General features: G+C 66.5%; 17 protein-coding genes. 10 read left to right on the top strand and 7 right to left on the bottom strand.

All coding sequences use genetic code 11. The features are described 5' to 3' along the window. Nucleotides 1-152: 152 nt before the first annotated feature. Nucleotides 153-1,586 (top strand): sulfatase family protein, encoded by a 1,434-nt coding sequence (locus EV137_RS35205; protein ID WP_134132435.1) that lies wholly within the window; start codon nucleotides 153-155, stop codon nucleotides 1,584-1,586. Between the two features lie 59 nt (nucleotides 1,587-1,645). On the opposite strand, the gene EV137_RS35200 is transcribed toward EV137_RS35205, so the two are convergent. After that, on the bottom strand, nucleotides 1,646-3,502 hold the full coding sequence (locus EV137_RS35200; RefSeq protein WP_134132433.1) for a sialidase family protein: 1,857 nt from the start codon (nucleotides 3,500-3,502) through the stop codon (nucleotides 1,646-1,648). A 302-nt stretch (nucleotides 3,503-3,804) separates the two neighbouring features. Continuing rightward, nucleotides 3,805-4,311: a MarR family winged helix-turn-helix transcriptional regulator gene (locus tag EV137_RS35195; RefSeq protein ID WP_134013078.1), complete on the bottom strand. Its 507-nt coding sequence runs from the start codon at nucleotides 4,309-4,311 to the stop codon at nucleotides 3,805-3,807. Nucleotides 4,312-4,599: 288 nt separating this feature from the next. Here EV137_RS35195 and EV137_RS35190 point away from each other — a divergent pair, with 288 nt between their 5' ends. Continuing rightward, nucleotides 4,600-5,646, top strand: coding sequence for a glycosyltransferase (locus tag EV137_RS35190; protein ID WP_134132431.1), 1,047 nt, complete (start codon nucleotides 4,600-4,602; stop codon nucleotides 5,644-5,646). 31 nt (nucleotides 5,647-5,677) lie between these two features. Here the strand turns inward: EV137_RS35190 and EV137_RS35185 are convergent, their stop codons facing one another. Further along, nucleotides 5,678-6,370, bottom strand: coding sequence for a response regulator (locus EV137_RS35185; RefSeq protein ID WP_134132430.1), 693 nt, complete (start codon nucleotides 6,368-6,370; stop codon nucleotides 5,678-5,680). Then, nucleotides 6,367-7,674, bottom strand: a complete 1,308-nt coding sequence (locus EV137_RS35180) for a sensor histidine kinase (RefSeq protein WP_134132428.1) — start codon at nucleotides 7,672-7,674, stop codon at nucleotides 6,367-6,369. Before EV137_RS35180 ends, EV137_RS35185 begins: the two co-directional genes overlap by 4 nt. 35 nt (nucleotides 7,675-7,709) lie before the next feature. Between EV137_RS35180 and EV137_RS35175 the strand changes: the two genes are divergently transcribed. From EV137_RS35175 to EV137_RS35160, 4 genes are read left to right on the top strand one after another with little or no spacing between them, the layout of a single operon-like run. Then, entirely contained in the window at nucleotides 7,710-8,438 is a 729-nt protein-coding gene (locus EV137_RS35175; RefSeq protein WP_134132426.1) for a hypothetical protein, read from the top strand. Further along, nucleotides 8,435-9,514 carry an efflux RND transporter periplasmic adaptor subunit gene (locus EV137_RS35170; protein WP_134132424.1) on the top strand — a complete coding sequence of 360 codons (1,080 nt, stop codon included), beginning with the start codon at nucleotides 8,435-8,437 and terminating at the stop codon, nucleotides 9,512-9,514. The genes EV137_RS35175 and EV137_RS35170 overlap by 4 nt, the downstream gene beginning before the upstream one ends. Continuing rightward, entirely contained in the window at nucleotides 9,511-10,224 is a 714-nt protein-coding gene (locus EV137_RS35165; RefSeq protein WP_134132422.1) for an ABC transporter ATP-binding protein, read from the top strand. The genes EV137_RS35170 and EV137_RS35165 overlap by 4 nt, the downstream gene beginning before the upstream one ends. Then, nucleotides 10,221-11,420: an ABC transporter permease gene (locus EV137_RS35160; RefSeq protein WP_134132420.1), complete on the top strand. Its 1,200-nt coding sequence runs from the start codon at nucleotides 10,221-10,223 to the stop codon at nucleotides 11,418-11,420. The genes EV137_RS35165 and EV137_RS35160 overlap by 4 nt, the downstream gene beginning before the upstream one ends. Before the next feature lie 8 nt (nucleotides 11,421-11,428). Here EV137_RS35160 and EV137_RS35155 read toward each other — a convergent pair whose 3' ends face one another. Next, nucleotides 11,429-11,866 (bottom strand): carbohydrate ABC transporter permease, encoded by a 438-nt coding sequence (locus EV137_RS35155; RefSeq protein WP_202871287.1) that lies wholly within the window; start codon nucleotides 11,864-11,866, stop codon nucleotides 11,429-11,431. Nucleotides 11,867-12,142: 276 nt separating this feature from the next. Here EV137_RS35155 and EV137_RS35150 point away from each other — a divergent pair, with 276 nt between their 5' ends. After that, nucleotides 12,143-13,069 carry an aldo/keto reductase gene (locus EV137_RS35150; protein ID WP_238175804.1) on the top strand — a complete coding sequence of 309 codons (927 nt, stop codon included), beginning with the start codon at nucleotides 12,143-12,145 and terminating at the stop codon, nucleotides 13,067-13,069. A gap of 98 nt (nucleotides 13,070-13,167) precedes the next feature. On the opposite strand, the gene EV137_RS35145 is transcribed toward EV137_RS35150, so the two are convergent. Then, entirely contained in the window at nucleotides 13,168-13,497 is a 330-nt protein-coding gene (locus EV137_RS35145; protein WP_134132417.1) for a winged helix-turn-helix transcriptional regulator, read from the bottom strand. A gap of 133 nt (nucleotides 13,498-13,630) precedes the next feature. Between EV137_RS35145 and EV137_RS35140 the strand changes: the two genes are divergently transcribed. Together EV137_RS35140 and EV137_RS35135 are read left to right on the top strand one after the other, a co-directional pair. Next, nucleotides 13,631-14,500 (top strand): MBL fold metallo-hydrolase, encoded by an 870-nt coding sequence (locus tag EV137_RS35140; protein ID WP_166680101.1) that lies wholly within the window; start codon nucleotides 13,631-13,633, stop codon nucleotides 14,498-14,500. Beyond that, nucleotides 14,497-15,393, top strand: coding sequence for an alpha/beta hydrolase (locus EV137_RS35135; protein ID WP_134132413.1), 897 nt, complete (start codon nucleotides 14,497-14,499; stop codon nucleotides 15,391-15,393). Before EV137_RS35140 ends, EV137_RS35135 begins: the two co-directional genes overlap by 4 nt. A gap of 45 nt (nucleotides 15,394-15,438) precedes the next feature. Here the strand turns inward: EV137_RS35135 and EV137_RS42095 are convergent, their stop codons facing one another. Then, complete coding sequence (locus EV137_RS42095; RefSeq protein ID WP_375372047.1) at nucleotides 15,439-16,155, bottom strand: helix-turn-helix domain-containing protein; 717 nt, start codon at nucleotides 16,153-16,155, stop codon at nucleotides 15,439-15,441. On the opposite strand from EV137_RS42095, the gene EV137_RS35125 reads away from it, so the two are divergent. After that, the gene (locus tag EV137_RS35125) at nucleotides 16,087-16,683 is read left to right on the top strand and encodes a putative quinol monooxygenase (RefSeq protein ID WP_134132411.1); all 597 of its coding nucleotides are present in this window, start codon (nucleotides 16,087-16,089) and stop codon (nucleotides 16,681-16,683) included. The genes EV137_RS42095 and EV137_RS35125 overlap by 69 nt on opposite strands. Nucleotides 16,684-16,695 lie beyond the last annotated feature (12 nt).

Here is a 16,695-nt window from a genome sequence, read left to right as displayed (position 1 = left end):
CCTCGACATCTTCGAACGCACCCAGCAGTTGATCGTCGCCCGGCGGTTGCTGGGCAAGACGTCCGCCGAACTCAAATAGCCTTGTTCGCAAGGGCTCCGGGCTTCTCTGGTCGCGGTGCCGCTTTCAGCGCGAGCAGAGGGGTTGCTGAGGGATGACGAACTTTCTGGTGGTGGTCACCGATGACCAGGGGCCGTGGGCGTTGGGTTGTCAGGGCAACGACGAGATCCGGACCCCGGCGATCGATGCGCTGGCGGACAACGGCGTACGGTTCGAGTCGTTCTTCTGTGCATCTCCGGTGTGTTCGCCGGCCAGGGCGTCGTTGCTCACCGGACGGATGCCTTCTGCGCACGGGGTGCACGACTGGATCCGCGGTGAGGCTTATGGGGTCGCCGACGAGGCCAGGTATCTGACCGGGCTGACGACGACGCCGGAGGTTCTTGCGGCGAACGGCTGGCGGTGTGGTCATGTGGGGAAGTGGCACTTGGGCGATGCCCGGGAGCCTGCGCCAGGGTTCGAGTACTGGTACGCGCATCGCACCGGCGATGGACCGTACTTCGGCGCGCCGATCTGGCGGGACGGCGCGAAGGTGTCCGAAGACCGGTACATCACCGAGGCGATCACTGGCGAGGCCCTGGCGTTCCTAGAGACCGTGGCGCGCCGCGACGACCCGTTCTACCTGCAGGTCCACTACACGGCTCCGCACAGTCCGTGGCTCGGGCAGCATCCAGCCGAGTACCTCGACCTGTACGCGGACTGCGCGTTCGACACCTGTCCACGGGAGGATCCGCACCCATGGTTCAGTTGGGAGCCGGGTCCGATCTCTGACGCCATGCGCGATCCGCGGCCCAGTCTGCAGGGCTACTTCGCCTCGATCACGGCCGTCGACGACGGTGTCGCGGCGCTGGTCCGGAAACTCGCCGACGAAGGACTGACCGAGTCGACCTGCGTGGTTTTCACCTCCGACAACGGCTTCAGCTGCGGCCAGCACGGAATCTGGGGTAAGGGAAACGCCACCACCCCGCTCAATATGTGGGAGAACTCGGTCCGAGTGCCCTTCATCATCTCCGTGCCGGGCCGTACGCCGAGCGGCATGGTCGACCGTGGACTGGCAGGTGCCTGCGATCTGCACCCGACGATCCTCGAACTGGCGAATCTGCCGCGTGCGGACGATCCGCTCGCGGCCGGAGCCTCGCTCGTGTCCCGCCTCGACGGCCGAACCGGCGCGGCCGAGCACATCATGGTCTTCGACGAGTACGGCGGAACTCGCATGGTCCGGACCGCGGAGTGGAAGCTTGTCCGGCGGCACGGTGACGCGCCGGACGAGCTGTACAACGTCCGCGAGGATCCGCTGGAACGCCACAACCGGATCGACGATCGGTACTGCTACCAGACCATCGACGAGCTCAACGGCCTGCTGATCGATTGGTTTGCCGCCCACACCCGACCGGACCGCGACGCCTACCGCCGCCCTGTTTCAGGACGAGGGCAACTCCGGCCCGTCTGGCATCAGAGACCTGATCACGAAACCTACTTCGGCGGCCAGGCCGAGATCCGCACCACGGGAGCAGGCGCGAGCGAGGTCTGACGACTCGATCGTGCGGTGTGGGCAGCCGTCGGGTTGTTGTGGCTACAACTCGAACAGGGTCACGAATCGTCGCTGAAGGTTCCACCGAAGATGTCGGAGTTTCCGAAGGTTGCAGGGCAATCGTTGTTGGGTCCTGGGCGCAGGTCCGTCGAGTGCGTGGCCGGCAGTTCGGCTGCCGCCGCCGGGTCCTCCTTCTCGTCTCCCACGATGGGTTCCGTGGTGCCGGCCAGGACGTCCTCGACGAACGCCTGACGGTAGGCGTTGATGGCGGGGCAGACGGCACCGTTGCGCATGTCGTTCCAGACACCGGAGCCGTAGTCCCGCGTGGCGACGGCGTAGTTGTAGTCGCCGAGGAACTCCGAGGTCAGGCTGTTGGCACTGGACGCGCGTCCGTCGCCTGTCGCACCCCGCAGCACTGTGGTGAACGCGCCGATGGTGTGGGCCGTACCGACGATGTCGGCGTGCCGGACCACGCCCAGCATCCGGCGCGCGGAGGTCGTGTCGTTGCGCCACGGGTCGAGCCAGGCGTTGTAGACCAGCCATGCGTCGGTGCCGTCGGGCGAGATCGCCACCGCCGGGAAGTTGGCTCGGTCGCTGCCCTCACTGACTACGACCTTGCCCGAGTAGGTGTCGCCTCCATTGGTCGAGCTCACCAGGAAGGCTTTCTCGAGGTTGGTTCCTTGACTGTCGTCGGACCAGGTGAGCAGGATCTGGTCGGTGGCGTCCGAACCGCTCGGCGCACCGTTGGCGATGTCGATCGACGGGAAGGTGTCGGTTCTGGCACCCGCGATGCCGTCGATGGTGAACCGGCCTTGCGCGGGATCGAACTGCCCGATTCCGCCAAGCCCCGAGACCACCGCCCTGGGTCGCTCGAAAGTCCGGCCACCGTTGAAGGACCGGGCCTGGAAGAACACACCCTGGCGCGTCCGGATGTCCGTGCCGACCCACACCACGTAGACCACGCCATGGCTGTCGGTTCGGATGGCACAGCCCTGCCGTCCACCGGTCTGGTTGTTGTTCGTGGCTGCGGACAACTGGCGCGTGGTCCACGTATCGCCGCCGTCGGTGGAACGAGCGAACAGCACCGGTTCGGCTCCAGCGGCCCCGCGGAACCCGACGTTGCAGACATAGGCGTTGCCGAAGTGGGGACTGCTCTCGGCGTTGTCGGCCCAGATCTGTTCCTTGTCGCTGAAGAGAGCCTGGTTCTGCCTGGTCACGACCACCGGGTCCATCCAGGCGTCGTTGTCACCGGCGATGGCGCCGGCCAGATCGTCGGTGCGGGACACCGCGATGGCCGCGGCGCCGGCAAAGCCGGGACTGCCCGGGAAGTTGGTGGCGATGTTCGCGTAGTACAGCCGTTGCCCGTTGGACCAGGAGAAGTTCCCCGAAGCGTCGGGAACTGGGCCGAAGACCAGCTCCGGGTCGCCGTTGGAGACCATACCGTTGACGTCGTAGTTGGGCAGCGTGCCGATCGGGCCGTTGGGATCGGGTACGCAGCCGGTGTCGCCGGCCGGGGGTTGGCCGGGCGCGACGTCTGGTGCGCCGAGGCAGGACGGTGTGACGCGCGCCGAGAAGCCGGTGTACGTCGGTTGCGTCCACGTGCGGCCGGAGTCGGTCGAGAACTGGACGCCGGACACGCCCACGCCCGGTGTGAACGGGCACGTGCGGTCGTCGCCGGCGTTACACGCCTCCAGGTCGATGTTGTCGTTGGCTCCCGCCGCGAGAATCGCTGGGTTCACTGGATTCACAGCCAGCCCCGGCTCGTTCTGCTTGTTCTGCGAGAACAGCTGGTCATTGCTGCCGACAGTGACTTCTGTCGACCCGCCGGGCGTGATTGGCGCCGCCTGTGCCGGCGTCGGGAGAAGTAGTGCTGCGATTGCCGCGGCGACCGTCGCGGCGACGTTGATCCTGCGCATGACGCTCCTCAGCTAGATGGATCGTTCTGCGCGGCGCGCCCGGGTGCCCGTCAGCACTGACCGGGTGGTCGCAACCTCTCACTCTCGTCCGCTCGCGAGGCCTCCGCAAGGAGCTGAGAGCCGATCCAGGGACGCCGGGCAGCATAAGCCGCCAGGCCAGCACAGCGAGCGTTCCGGCAGTCACTTCCTGTCATCAGCCGACCCCGCAGTAGCAGCGGAGCATGCTGACCTGAAAGCAGTCGGTCATGTGAGCTCGTGGTTCGTGATCGCGGGGCGAAGAGGGCTGCTCGGGGGGACGCGGCTCAGGCGGGCCTGTCCGAGCGAGGGTCGACTTGGGCGATCACGAGGTTGAGTGTTGTTACCAGGGTTCGAAGTGCGGGAGCGTCGAGGGCGCGGAACCATCCGGCCACGGCGTCGACGTCGCTGGTGTCGCGTGAGGCCCAGTAGGCGCGGCTTTTCCGGGTCGTGACGATGCGCGTGGTTCGCGCGTCGTCGGGGTCCGCGCGCAACTCGACGAGCCCCTTGCGTTGCAGGGCGGACGCGATCTGCTTGAGATTCTGCCTCGAGCAGGAAAGTGCGGTTGCCGCGTCGGACAGTGACGGCGAGCCGGCTGCTTCGACAACGGTGATCAGAGCGGCTTGCTGCGTGGTCAGACCGTCGTCGCGGAGCCGCTTGTCCATGGCTGCCCGCAGCCGAGCGGCGAGCGCGAGCGTCGTGCGAAACGCCTCGATCGCCAGCAGTGAGTGCTCCGGGAGATCTGCGGCCTGGTCGGGGCGGAGTCGTAGCGGGTCGGGTCCCATCGTTGACATACGCAATATATTACCTTTAACGTCGGATCATCGAGGCACCGAGGGGGCGCCATGATCTGCCTGTTGCCGAACTGCGGCTTTCTGTCGGAGACGTCGCGCATTCTGGAGATTCACCGCGCCCTGACGGTTCGCGGGGTAGAGGTCACAACCCTGACCCATGGTGGGCCCTATGTCGACCTGCTTCGAGACCACGGCATTCAGGTCGATGTCCTCGGGGGCGGATGGAACGCCGAGCGCGTCGGGCAGTTCATTTCCTCGATTCCAGGAATCGGTTCACCGGAGCAGAGCATGTGGACCGATGACGAGATCCGGAAGTACGTCGCCCTCGAAGCCGCGTACTTCCGCACCCACAGCGTCACGGCGGTCGTGACCGGATGGACTTTGACCGCGCTGTTGTCGTCGCAAGTGGCCGGGATTCCCGTCGTGGTCGAGCACTCCGGGGCGTTCGTTCCGCCGTTGTTCGAGCGCGGCCGCGCGATACCGCCGGATCGCCGACTCGGGCTGCCCCTGGAGGGACTCATGCCGGCGAGGGTTCGCAAGTTCCTTTTCAACAAGGGGTTGCCGTATCAGAAGATCTACACCGGCGGCTTCAATCGCGTCGCGGGGGAGCTGGGTGTCGCCGGTATCCCGAGCTTCCCCGCTCTGCTGATGGGCGATCTCACGCTGATCACCGATGTTCCCGAGGTCTTCGGCGTACCACGTCATGATGTCGACGGCTGGGTGCCCAAACCGGCCAGGTCGTATCGGCCAGGCGCCCGGTTGCGCTACACCGGACCTCTCTTCGCGCACTTCGACGTGCCAGTTCCCGCTCGGGTGGACAGCTTTCTCGATCAGGACGGCCCGGTCGCGTACGTCGCCCTGACCTCGACGTCGCCGGAGTTGGTACGCGCCGTGGTCGGCCAGGTGCGTGACGTCGTACCGAGGGTCCTCGTCGCGGGCACGATGCATGACCTGACCGGTCTCGAGGGCGACGGTGTTCTGGTCGAACAGGTGTTGCCGAGTCACCGGATCATGCCGCGCGTGGCGATTGCGGTGATCACCGGTGGCCAGGGATCTGTGCAGACGGCGATGGCCGCCGGGACACCGTTCGTCGGCATCGCCCTCCAGGCCGAGCAGGCCGCCAACCTTGATATCGCCGAGCGGCACGGTGTAGCCCGGGCAGTACCTGTGTCGCGGGCGGACACCGAAGTGACCGAGGTGGTTCGCGCTGTCCTCGCTGACCCCCGCGCGCGAAGTGCCGCGCGGCGCATCAGCAGGCTCTACGCCGCCACCGATGGCGCCGGCGCAGCCGCCGACGCCATCGTGGAACTCGCCTCAGTCGGACAGACCGCATAGCGTCGCTGAACAGGTTGACCTGTGCAACGGGTTAGCGAGGATCGCCGGAACCGGGCCGGACCAATCCGCTTTCGTAGGCGTAGACGACGGCTTGTACGCGGTCGCGCAGGCCGAGTTTGGAAAGGACACGGTGGACATGGGTCTTCACGGTCCCTTCCGAGAGGTACAGGCGGCCGGCGATCTCGGCGTTTGTCAGACCGTATGCGACGTGTCCGAGCACTTCTCGCTCCCTGTCCGTGAGCAACTCCAGGCGATCGGTCGACGCCAAGTTGCCGGGGCCGGGGAGGCTTCCGTGGCCGGTGCCGACGTAGCGTTCCAGGAGTCGGCGGGTGACACTTGGCGCTACGACGGAGTCGCCGCGGGCGACTGAGCGGATGGCTGAGAGCAAGTCGGGTGCAAGCGTGTCCTTGAGCAAGAATCCGCTTGCGCCGGCGCGCAGGGCGGCGTAGACGTACTCGTCGAGATCGAACGTGGTGAGGATCAGGACCCGGATGTGGGCGTGTGGGTCCTCGGCGCAGATCCGGCGCGTTGCTTCGACGCCGTCGACGTCGGGCATCCGGACGTCCATCAAGACGATGTCCGGCTGACGGTCGAGCGCTATCTTTGTTGCCTCGGCGCCGTTGATCGCCTCACCGATGATCTGCATGTCGTCCGCATTCTCGAGGATCATGCGGAATCCGGTGCGGACCAGGGCCTGATCGTCGGCGAGCAGGAGGCGGATCATCGGTTCGGTCCCTGGATCGGAAGCTCGGCTCGCACACTGAACCCTCCCGCGGTTCGAGGGCCTGCGGTGAGATTTCCGCCAAGCAGCCGTGCGCGCTCGCTCATGCCGTGCAGGCCGTTCCCCGCCGTGTGGGGGCTGGTCCTCCTGTGGCCGTCGTCGCGGATTTCTATTTCGAGACCGGAATCGCGGTAGCGCAGGATGACGTCCGCCGTCGCGCCGGTGCCGGCGTGTTTCATCGTGTTGGTGAGTGCTTCCTGCACGATCCGGTAGGTCGACAGATCCACTTCGGGTGGCAACGCGGCGGGTGACCCCTCGACATGCAGCCGGACCGGCGTTCCTGCCTCGGTTACTTGAGCGACCAGGAGGGGGAGTCGGTCCAGTCCCGGCTGCGGGTGCCAGGTGTCGTCGAGGCCCTCGACGCCGTCGACTCTGGCCAGTACTCGTCGCATGTCGTCCAGAGAGTCACGTCCGGTCTTGACGATCGCACTGAGCGCGGCTTGGGTGTCGGTGGGACGCTTCTCCAGAGCTGCCGCGGCGCCCTGCGCCTGAGCGACCATCACGGACAGGCCGTGGGCAACGATGTCGTGCAGTTCGCGGCTGATCCGCCCACGCTCTGCTGTCACGGCGAGCGTCGCTCGCTGATCCCGTTCTCTTTCCAGGTCTTTGGCACGGGAATGCAGTTCGTCGAGATATGCGCTGCGGGTTCGTGCGCCGGCGCCCATGGCCCATGAAGCCACGAGGACTGATCCGAGCACGACAACCCCGCTCCAGGTCTGTTGGATCACGCTGACCGGTGGCCTCGACGGTACCGGCGACGTACCGATCGGCTGACGGATCGTTGGGTTGATGCGGCCGGGCAGCCCGGGAACGGGCAGTGCGTTCGCCGCGGTGTAAAGGCTCCAGCCAGTCACGAGTAGAAGTAGGCCGCTCAGCAGCCCGAGTGAGACTGACCGTGCGTGGCGGACCGCAACCGTGTAGAGCAGGATCGGGACGGCCAGGTCGACGATCAGGAACGGCACGGCCTGCGCGACATGCACGGCTGCCGAAAGGATGCAGATGGCAAGCATCGCCAGCGGCCAGCGCCGTCGTAAGGCAACACACGCAAGCGCCACTGCCGTTGCAGACCACCACAGCGCCAAGCTGCCTCCCGACGTACGATCGACGTCGGGGGCTGTGGTTTGAGAGATTTCCGTGTTCGGTGCGTTGACCAGCACACAGGTCACAAGGAGCGCCGCCGCAAGCCCAGCGTCCCTCAACGCAGGTCGGCGCGACCAATTGCGGATACGGACCGGCCAGGCTTGCACGATACGCAAACTATCACCGGGATATACGGCCGCGCGTGCGCCGCGAGGAGCATTCCGGCCGAGCGCAAGTACATCTCTGGATAGAGCGATCACGCATCAGCGGGCGGATGTGTGTTGGCGGCCGCGGGCAGCAGGCTCGTCCCATGATCAAACACACTCATCTGGCCGGCGCGAAGCGAGTGGCTGGCCCCCGGCAGCAAGCACGCCGCAGCCGCAGGATGTCGTGGCCGGGTTTCGTTCTCGTCTCCGTGTTGCTCTTCCTGGTTACCGCGTGCGGGCAGACGGGCGACGACAAGGAGGTCGCCACGGCCGGCGGCAGCGCCACGGCCGGCGCGAGCGCCGGAACCGGTGGTAAGGGCGACGAGTTCAAGTTCGCGCAGTGCATGCGCGACAACGGGATCAAGAACTGGCCGGACCCACAAAGCGACGACGGCACCGGGTCCAAGAGCGGTGGTCCCGCGAAAGTCATCGGTCCGGAAGGTGTGGACCCGAAGACGGTCCAGGAGACGATGCAGAAGTGCAAGCAGTACTTGCCGAACGGCGGCGAGCCGCCGGAGAACGATCCGGCGCAGCTCGAGCAGATGCGCAAGTTCGCCCAGTGCATGCGTGAGAACGGGCTTCCCAAGTACCCCGACCCGGACGCCGGCGGAGGCAACCAGGGAATGCCCCGTGAGATCGACCCGAACTCGGCCGAATTCAAAACAGCCCAGGAGGCATGCAAGAAATACATGGTCAGGCCCAGTACGTCCGGGAGGGCAGGATGACCCGCGCAGGCCGCAGGCGCACGGGGCGCGTCATCGTCGTGGCGCTGGTGGGGTTGGCGATCGCCGGCGCAGCCGTGGCCGCTGCCGGCGTCGGGCTGTCGAAGGACGGGGCCGCAGGCAACCAAAACGACGATCTTCCGCCGGCCACGGCAAAGGTGACCCGGCAGACGTTGGTCGACACGCAGACCGAGAGCGGCGATCTCAGCTATGGGGACACGACCAAAGTGCTGGCCAAGGCCGGTGGAACGGTAACCGGGCTGGCGGCCGAAGGGACCGTGGTCAAGCAGGGTCAAGTCCTCTATCGGATCGACAACAAGCCAACCGTGCTTTTGTATGGGTCTTTGCCGGCCTATCGGGCGCTGTCGTCGGGAACTGAAGGGCCCGATGTCAAGCAGTTCGAGAAGAACCTGTACGCCTTGGGGTATCGCGGCTTCACGGTCGACGAGACCTTCTCCGACAATACCGCCGAGGCTGTCGAGGAGTGGCAGGACGACCTCGGACTGGACGAGACGGGCACAGTCGACCTCGGACGAGTCACCTACGCAAACGGGCAGGCGCGGATCGACACCCACGAGGCCGACATCGGCGCGAGTATCCAGCCCGGCGGCGCCATCCTCAGCTACACGGGAACGTCACGAGTGGTCGTCGTCGAGTTGGAAGTCGCCGACCAGCGGCTGGCCAAGAAGGGAAGCGGCGTCAAGGTGACCGTGCCCAGCGGCACCGTCGTGAACGGGAAGATCATCGGAACTCGCACTGTGATCGACACCAGTGACACCAGCGGGGGTGACCCTGAAACAAAGATCGAGGTCACCATCGCCATCAGCGACGCGAAGGCAGTCGTGGGGCTCGACGAGGCATCGGTCAAGGTCGGCTTCACCGCCGCCCAGCGAAAGAACGTGCTCACGGTCCCGATCGCCGCCTTGCTGGCGCTCGCTGAAGGCGGCTACGGCGTGCAGGTCGTCGACGGGACGAGCACCCGAATCGTGACCGTCGACACCGGCCTGTTCGCGGGCGGCCGGGTCGAGGTCTCCGGCAGCGGCCTGACTGCCGGCATGACGGTAGGGGTTCCGGCATGAGCGCAACGGCGAGCATTGCACGCGACGCGATGAGCACCGCCGTACAGGACGCGGCGGTCGTCGAACTGGTTGATGTGACCAAGTCATATCCGGGTGGGGTGACCGCGGTGCGGGCCGTTGACCTGCGCGTCGGCTACGGCGAGATGGTCGCGATCGTTGGCCCGTCCGGTTCAGGAAAGTCCACGATGCTGCACCTGATCGGGACGCTTGACCGACCGTCGTCCGGCAGGGTCCGAATCGACGGGCATGAGGTGGCGACGCTGTCGGACGGGCAGTTGTCGGCCTTGCGGGCAACGCGGATCGGCTTCGTTTTCCAGCAGTTCCATCTCGCGTCCGGCCTGTCGGCTGTGGACAACGTCGCTGATGGACTGCTCTATGCCGGGATGGGGTCGGCCGAGCGCAAGCGACGTGCGACGGCGTCGCTGATGCGTGTAGGCCTGGGTGACAGGCTCGACCACCGCCCCCATCAACTGTCCGGCGGGGAAAAGCAACGGGTAGCGATCGCCCGTGCGGTCGTCGGAGAACCAGCGCTGCTGCTCGCCGATGAACCGACCGGCAACCTCGACTCCAGGTCTGGCGCCGGGGTGATGACGCTTCTGCGACAGCTGCACGCCGCCGGCACGACAGTGATGGTCATCACCCACGACCGGGACATCGCGGCGAGCCTTCCCCGGCAGGTGTCCATGCGTGACGGCGAGGTGATCGTATGAGCACGCTCGCGCCGGCCCGGCTGCGTCCAGCCGACGTCGTACGCGTCGGTGCTTCCGGGCTCCGCACCCGGCCCCTGCGGGCGTTCCTGTCCGCTCTGGGCATCGCCATCGGTATCGCCGCGATGATCGCCGTCGTAGGCATCTCATCATCGAGCAGGGCGGAGCTGGACCGCCAGCTCGCCGCCCTCGGCACCAACCTGCTCACCGTGGCCCCCGGCGAGACTCTGTTCGGCGATACCGCGAGCCTTCCCCCCGAGGCGGTCAAGATGATCTCCCGGATCGGCCCCGTGACACAGGTCGCGGCTGTCGGCACCATCTCCGACACGAACGTCTACCGCAACGACAAGATCCCATCCGTCGAATCAGGAGGCATCTCGGTGCGCGCCGCACACCTCGACCTGCTCAAAACCGTGAGCGCGACGCTCGCGGACGGGACCTGGCTCAATGCGGCCACCGCTCGCTATCCCGCGATCGTGCTGGGATCCGGCACCGCCGATCGACTAGGCATCGGCTCGGCCGGAACCGAGATACAGGTCTACGTCGACGGCATCTGGTTCACCGTTGTCGGCATCCTCGACGAGGTGCTGCTCGCACCAGAGCTGGACTCCGCGGCGCTCATCGGTTGGCCGGCGGCCCAGTCTTATCTGGGCTTCGACGGCCACCCCACCACCGTCTACACACGCAGCGATGATTCCGCCGTCGAGGCGGTGCGGGGGGTGCTTGCCGAAACCGCCAACCCGCAGGCGCCCAACGAGGTAAAGGTGTCACGGCCATCGGATGCGCTGGCAGCACGTCAGGCGACCAACAAGGCATTCACCGGGCTGTTGCTCGGCCTGGGCGCGGTAGCTCTCCTCGTCGGCGGCGTCGGAGTGGCGAACACCATGGTCATCTCCGTCCTGGAGCGCCGCCCGGAGATCGGACTCCGTCGATCCCTTGGCGCCACCCGAGGGCAGATCCGACTGCAATTCCTCGCCGAGTCACTGTTGCTCTCGCTCCTCGGTGGCATCGGAGGCGTGGTCCTCGGCGTGACAGTCACGACGTTCTACGCCATAACCCAAGGCTGGACAGCGGTTGTGCCCGCTTGGGCGAGTATCGGAGGTATGGCCGCAACGGTCGTCATCGGCGCGATCGCCGGGCTCTACCCCGCCATGCGCGCTGCAAGACTGGCCCCGACCGAAGCCCTCGCAGCACCGTGAAGGGGCTCTCAAGTTGCTGGGTCTGTCCACGTGACAGACCCAGCCGGGTCAGCCTTGAGGCCGGAGAGGGTCATGGTGGCTACGAACTGCTTCTGGGCGATCAGGAAGAAGAGGATGAGGGGCAACGTGGCTACGACGTTGCCGGCCATCAGCAAGGACCACTCGGTCCGGCGGGTGCCCTGGAAGTTCGCCAGGCCGAGTTGAAGGGTGAAGGCGTGGTCGTTGTTGATCGCGATCAGCGGCCAGACGAGGTCGTTCCACGAGCCGAGCAGCGTGAAGATCGCCAGGGTCGCGAGGGCGGGCTTCGCCAGCGGGAGCACGATACGGGAGAAGACCTGCCAGCGATTCGCGCCGTCGATCAGACCGGACTCCTCGAGCTCCTTCGGCAGCGACAGGAAGAACTGCCGCATCAGGAAGATCCCGAACGCTGACGAGAGCCAGGGCACGATGGCCGCCCCGAGCTGTCGATCAGCCGCAGCCGCGAGAACAGGAGGTACGTCGGGATCATCAGCAGCTGGGTGGGAATCATGATCGTTGCCAGGATCATGAAGATACCCGCCCTCGGCATGCTGACGGCCCTTGGCGGCTGCGAGCCGCAGCTAGGAACAAGACTCACGTGGCGCCCGGGTCCGCCGCGACGATCGGGACGACTCTTGAGATAGACCGCGCTCTAGGTTCTACGGTCGATCGGAGGACCGATTCGAGGAGTATTCATCGTGGACATGAGAGAATTCGGGCGACTGGGGCGCGTCAGCGCGCTCACGCTCGGCGGGGGCGGCATCGCGGGAGTCTGGGGCCGCACCGGCCGTGCAGAGGCGGTGGCAACCATCCGCGCCGCGATCGACGGCGGTATCACCATGCTCGACCTGGCGCCGGGATACGGCACGGACGCGGAGTCGGAGCGGGCAGCGGGTGAGGCGCTGCGCCCGTCGGACGACGTCATGATCACTACGAAGGTGCACCCGCAGGACGGTGACGACGACATCCGGCGCAGTCTGCACGACAGCCTCGCCCGGCTGCGGCGGGACCACGTGGACCTGTTCCTGCTGCACACGCATCTGAGCCCGCGCGACCGGACACAGCCGGGGACAATCGACTGGCGGCGCTACCGTGACCAGGTGCTGCCCGAGTTCGAGCGGCTGCGCGACGAGGGGTTGATCCGTGCGTGGGGCATCACCGCTATCGCGCACCCGGACACCGTGCTCGACGCCTTGCGGGAGGCGCCCAGGCCAGACGCGGCGCAGGTCATCGTCAACCCGATGGACATGGTCGGCGACCTCTGGGTCTTCGACGGCGTGCCGCCGGCGAACGACGCGATCCGACGGCTGGCCAACAGCAATGGGGTGGCGGTCATCGGGATCCGCGCGGTCGCGGCGGGCTCGCTGACGTCGACGCTCGACCGGGACGTGCCCACCGATCACCCGGCGGCCGTGGACTTCGCGCGGGCCGAGCCGTTCCGCAGGCTGGCGGCCGAGCTCGGCGAGACGCCCGCGGCCTTGGCGCACCGCTACGCATTGAGCGTGTCCGGGGTGGCGACGGTGGTACTCGGGGTCAAGAACCGTGAGGAGCTGGCCGAGTGCCTCGCGGCCGAGACGCGGGGTCCGCTCACCGCCGAGGAGATGAACGCGGTGGTCGCCCTGACCGCCTGAGTCACACCTCTTCTTCGCCAGTTGCCTGCTCGCACGTCGCTCGACTCGGCTTGGCGGAACTTGACGGGGCTCGCCGGGATCGGCGGCGGACGTATCGATCAGGCGTTGGTTTGCGTCGCCCAGGCGCAGATGGCGGCGAGCGGCTCCTGCAGCGTCTTGCCGATATCGGTCAGCGCGTACTCAACATGCTGTGGGGGCGACTCTTTCAGCACTTGTCGCTGCACCAATCCGTCCCGCTCCATGCCGCGCAGCGTCTCGGTCAGGACCTTCTGTGTGATCCCTTCGACCCGGCGACGCAGCTCAGCGGGCCGCTGAGGACCAGCCAGCAACGCGTAGACAAGCAGCACTCGCCATTTCGAGGCGAGCCGTTCGAGCGCCTGCCGCGTCGCGCAGCTCTCCTCGAGCACATCCGGAACGACGAATGCCATCAACAACCCCCCAAGCGAATCTGCTTGTACCGCCGGCTCTCGCCGAAGGGCACCGCCAAGTGCCTTCTGTCCGACGAGCAGTGGGCGACCTAACGTTCAGCCAATGATAAACGTCGAGAGGAACGCGGCCGACATGTCCGAACGCACGTCCCAGTACCGCATTCACACCTATTCCGCTGCCGAAGCGGGTCTGTTCGTCAACAGCTATCTGATCGAGACGGCCGAAGGAGTCGTGCTCGTCGACGCGAACCTGCTGCTTTCCGATATCCGTGCCCTCGCCGCCCGTATCGAGGCGCTGCACAAACCTCTGCTCGGCGTATTCGTCACGCACGCACACCCGGATCACTTCAACGGCCTGCCGGTGCTCGCCGGCGACGGGGTGCCGGTGTATGCGGCGGCCGGTGTGGCCGACACGATCGCGCAGATCGCCGACGCGAAGCGCGCGCAGTGGCAGCCGGTGTACGGCGACGAATGGCCGGACGGGCACCGTGTCCCGGACCGACGGCTGGCGACGGGGGATACCGTCGAGCTGGGAAGTTTGCGGTTCACGATGCACTCCGTCGGCGCGGCGGAGAGCCATGCGGACTCCTACCTGATGCTCGAAGACCGTGCTTTTATTGGCGACCTGGCCTTCAACGGCACCCACCCTTACACCGCGGACGGGCACGGCGACAGTTGGCTCATGGCGCTGGACGCCGTCGCCGAAGAGCTCGACGGTGCCACGTTGTATCCGGGTCACGGCGCGCCAGGAGGCATCGGCATGCTTGCTGACCAGCGGCGATATCTCATGATGTTGCGGGAGACGGTTGGCCGCCTCGCCGGTGGAGCGTCGAGGCTGACCGACGCGCAACGCGAGGAGTTGACTGTCGTGATGACGCGTTTCCTGCCCGACGCGCCGCTGACCTGGATGATCGGCCTCGGTGCGGATGCGGTGGCGGCGGAGCTGGCCGGCGCCGTGGACAGTGGCGTCGGCACGGCGCCGACCGAGACGGTGGTGGCGTGAGCGCCGAGCGTGTCACCTTTACTGCCGACGGTCTCGAGCTGGTCGGTAACCTGGCCGTGGCCGGCGACGCAGCGCCTGCCGTCGTACTGACCGGCCCGTTCACTGGTGTAAAGGAACAGGTAGTCGGGACCTACGCCGCACAGTTGCACGAGCGCGGTTTCACCACACTCGCGTTCGATCACCGCGGCTTCGGCGAGAGCAGCGGGCGGCGGGCGCACGAGGACAGCCAAGGCAAGCTCGCCGACCTGCGCGCGGCAGTGAGCTTGCTCGCCGGGCACCCGGCCGTGGACCCGGCCCGTGTGGCGGTGGCCGGGATCTGTCTTGGCGGCGGTTACGCGGTTCGCGCGGCGGCTACCGACCCCAGAATTGGTGCGGTCGTCGGCATCGCGGGCGCCTACAACAGCCCTGTCCGTTTCAGCTCCGGTGACCCCCACAGTTATCGCCAAGCTCTCAAGTCGTTCCTCGATCGCTATGACGACGAGTTGCCTGCTGTCGCCCCTGGCGGGGCGATCGCGGCGATGCGTGGTGACGAGCCGTTCGCCTATTACGGCACACAGCGGTCGACGGCGGTGCACTGGGAGAACCGGGTTACCTACGGGTCGCTCCACGCGCTCATGACCTTCGATGCGCTTGGCGCTGCGCCGTTGCTCAGCGAGACCCCGCTGCTGGTTGTGCACGGCCGGACCGACGCCTATTGCGCGCCGGAACTCGCTGAGGCGCTCTACAGAGACGCGACCGGACCGAAGGAGATGCGCTGGCTCGACGCCAGGCAACACATCGATCTCTACGATGTGCAGCCGTACGTCGGGCAGGCCGCCGACGCGGCCGCGACGTTCCTGCGCCGTCATCTCGGCGACGCCACCATGGTGCCCGACACAGCCTCGAACGCATGATCATCGGAGGGTTGCCCACGCCGGTGCACCGCAGTGGTAGATGACTTATGGTCGCGGCAAGCTCGGCAAATAGAAGTGTGGCGGAGGCTGGCTCAGCATTCGCCCGGGACTCTGGCCGGCCAGACGGCGAAACTCCTTGATGAAGTGACTCTGGTCGTAGTAGCCGGCGGCCAACGCGACAGGGGCTGCGCTCGTCGGCGACTTGAGGAGCATCGTCCGGATCACTCGTTGGAATCGAACGAGCCGCTGGAACTCCTTGGGTGACACCCCCGCGGCCGCCGCAAATCCTCGGCGTAGGTGGCGGGTGCTGACGCCCAACGCCGGTGCCAGGTCCTTGAGGGAGGTCGAAGCCGGTTGCCGGTACAGCTGGTGAACGGCAGCCATGATCCGCGGATCTGTGCGATGAGTCGGCTGTCGACGGAGTACTTGCTCGGCCCTGGCGGCACGGACCGTGAGATCACCCGTGCCGTTCAACGCGGAGACGAGGTACCGGCCGGCCGGACCCAGAAGGTCACTGATGTCGACTGCTCGGTCGATCAGGTCCTCCACTGGGTGGTCAGTCAGGTAGGCGAGGGCGCCGGCACGCAGGCGGATGGCGGTAAATGCCACCATTCCATCAGCCGTCAAACTCCAGCGCTCCCGGCGCATACACAGCAGGTGAGCCTGAGGTAGGGAGACCGGACCGTCTGCACCATGGGCAGTGAGCTGTGTACCTCGATGGAAGATCAACTCCGCGCCGGTGCCGGGCAAGAGCGCGGGCAGCTCGCTCGGGTCGCCCTCCCAGGTCCAGATCCGATCAACGCACCGTTCGAGCGCCGGCCCAACCGGCACAAAGGTCGTGCGCATAGCACCTATTTTAGCTGGTTCGCCGTACATGGCCGGGACATGCTCGGTCTCGCCTCTGAGCTACATGAGCCCGCGGACGAAGGGCGGCCCCAGCCGATGGCCGCTTTTTCCTATCGATCCTCCCGGGTGGTGACAACCATGGTCGCCATGACAGCAGTATTCGCCATCTTGAAGGCGCGTCCAGAGCGCGTGGGCCAGGTTCAGCAGGAGCTTCTCGAGCTGAAGCGCTTGACGCGGGAGGAAGTGGGCGCGGTCGGCTACGAGGTTTTCCGTGGGGACGACGGAGTCTTCTTGGTCTTCGAGCATTACGTTGACCGGTCCGCCTGCGATGCGCACTTCGCTACTCCGTATGTGTCTGCCTTTCTGGCCCGCGTGCCGGAATTGTTGACCGGTGAACCGCAGGTCCAGTTCGCGACCGAAGTGTCTGATTCGAATCCTTCGTGACATCGACTTCCG

Source organism: Kribbella pratensis (genome assembly GCF_004366075.1).
In the GTDB taxonomy this organism is placed as follows: domain Bacteria; phylum Actinomycetota; class Actinomycetes; order Propionibacteriales; family Kribbellaceae; genus Kribbella; species Kribbella pratensis.
This window is presented reverse-complemented; position numbering and strand designations above follow the sequence as displayed.

Bases quoted from the DNA above. Each gene is read 5' to 3' on its own strand.
- EV137_RS35205 (WP_134132435.1), top strand. From the start codon at position 153: ATGACGAACTTTCTGGTGGTGGTCACCGATGACCAGGGGCCGTGGGCG.
- EV137_RS35200 (WP_134132433.1), bottom strand. From the start codon at position 3,502: ATGCGCAGGATCAACGTCGCCGCGACGGTCGCCGCGGCAATCGCAGCA.
- EV137_RS35195 (WP_134013078.1), bottom strand. From the start codon at position 4,311: ATGTCAACGATGGGACCCGACCCGCTACGACTCCGCCCCGACCAGGCC.
- EV137_RS35190 (WP_134132431.1), top strand. From the start codon at position 4,600: ATGTGGACCGATGACGAGATCCGGAAGTACGTCGCCCTCGAAGCCGCG.
- EV137_RS35185 (WP_134132430.1), bottom strand. From the start codon at position 6,370: ATGATCCGCCTCCTGCTCGCCGACGATCAGGCCCTGGTCCGCACCGGA.
- EV137_RS35170 (WP_134132424.1), top strand. From the start codon at position 8,435: ATGACCCGCGCAGGCCGCAGGCGCACGGGGCGCGTCATCGTCGTGGCG.
- EV137_RS35165 (WP_134132422.1), top strand. From the start codon at position 9,511: ATGAGCGCAACGGCGAGCATTGCACGCGACGCGATGAGCACCGCCGTA.
- EV137_RS35160 (WP_134132420.1), top strand. From the start codon at position 10,221: ATGAGCACGCTCGCGCCGGCCCGGCTGCGTCCAGCCGACGTCGTACGC.
- EV137_RS35150 (WP_238175804.1), top strand. From the start codon at position 12,143: ATGAGAGAATTCGGGCGACTGGGGCGCGTCAGCGCGCTCACGCTCGGC.
- EV137_RS35145 (WP_134132417.1), bottom strand. From the start codon at position 13,497: ATGGCATTCGTCGTTCCGGATGTGCTCGAGGAGAGCTGCGCGACGCGG.
- EV137_RS35140 (WP_166680101.1), top strand. From the start codon at position 13,631: ATGTCCGAACGCACGTCCCAGTACCGCATTCACACCTATTCCGCTGCC.
- EV137_RS35125 (WP_134132411.1), top strand. From the start codon at position 16,087: ATGGGCAGTGAGCTGTGTACCTCGATGGAAGATCAACTCCGCGCCGGT.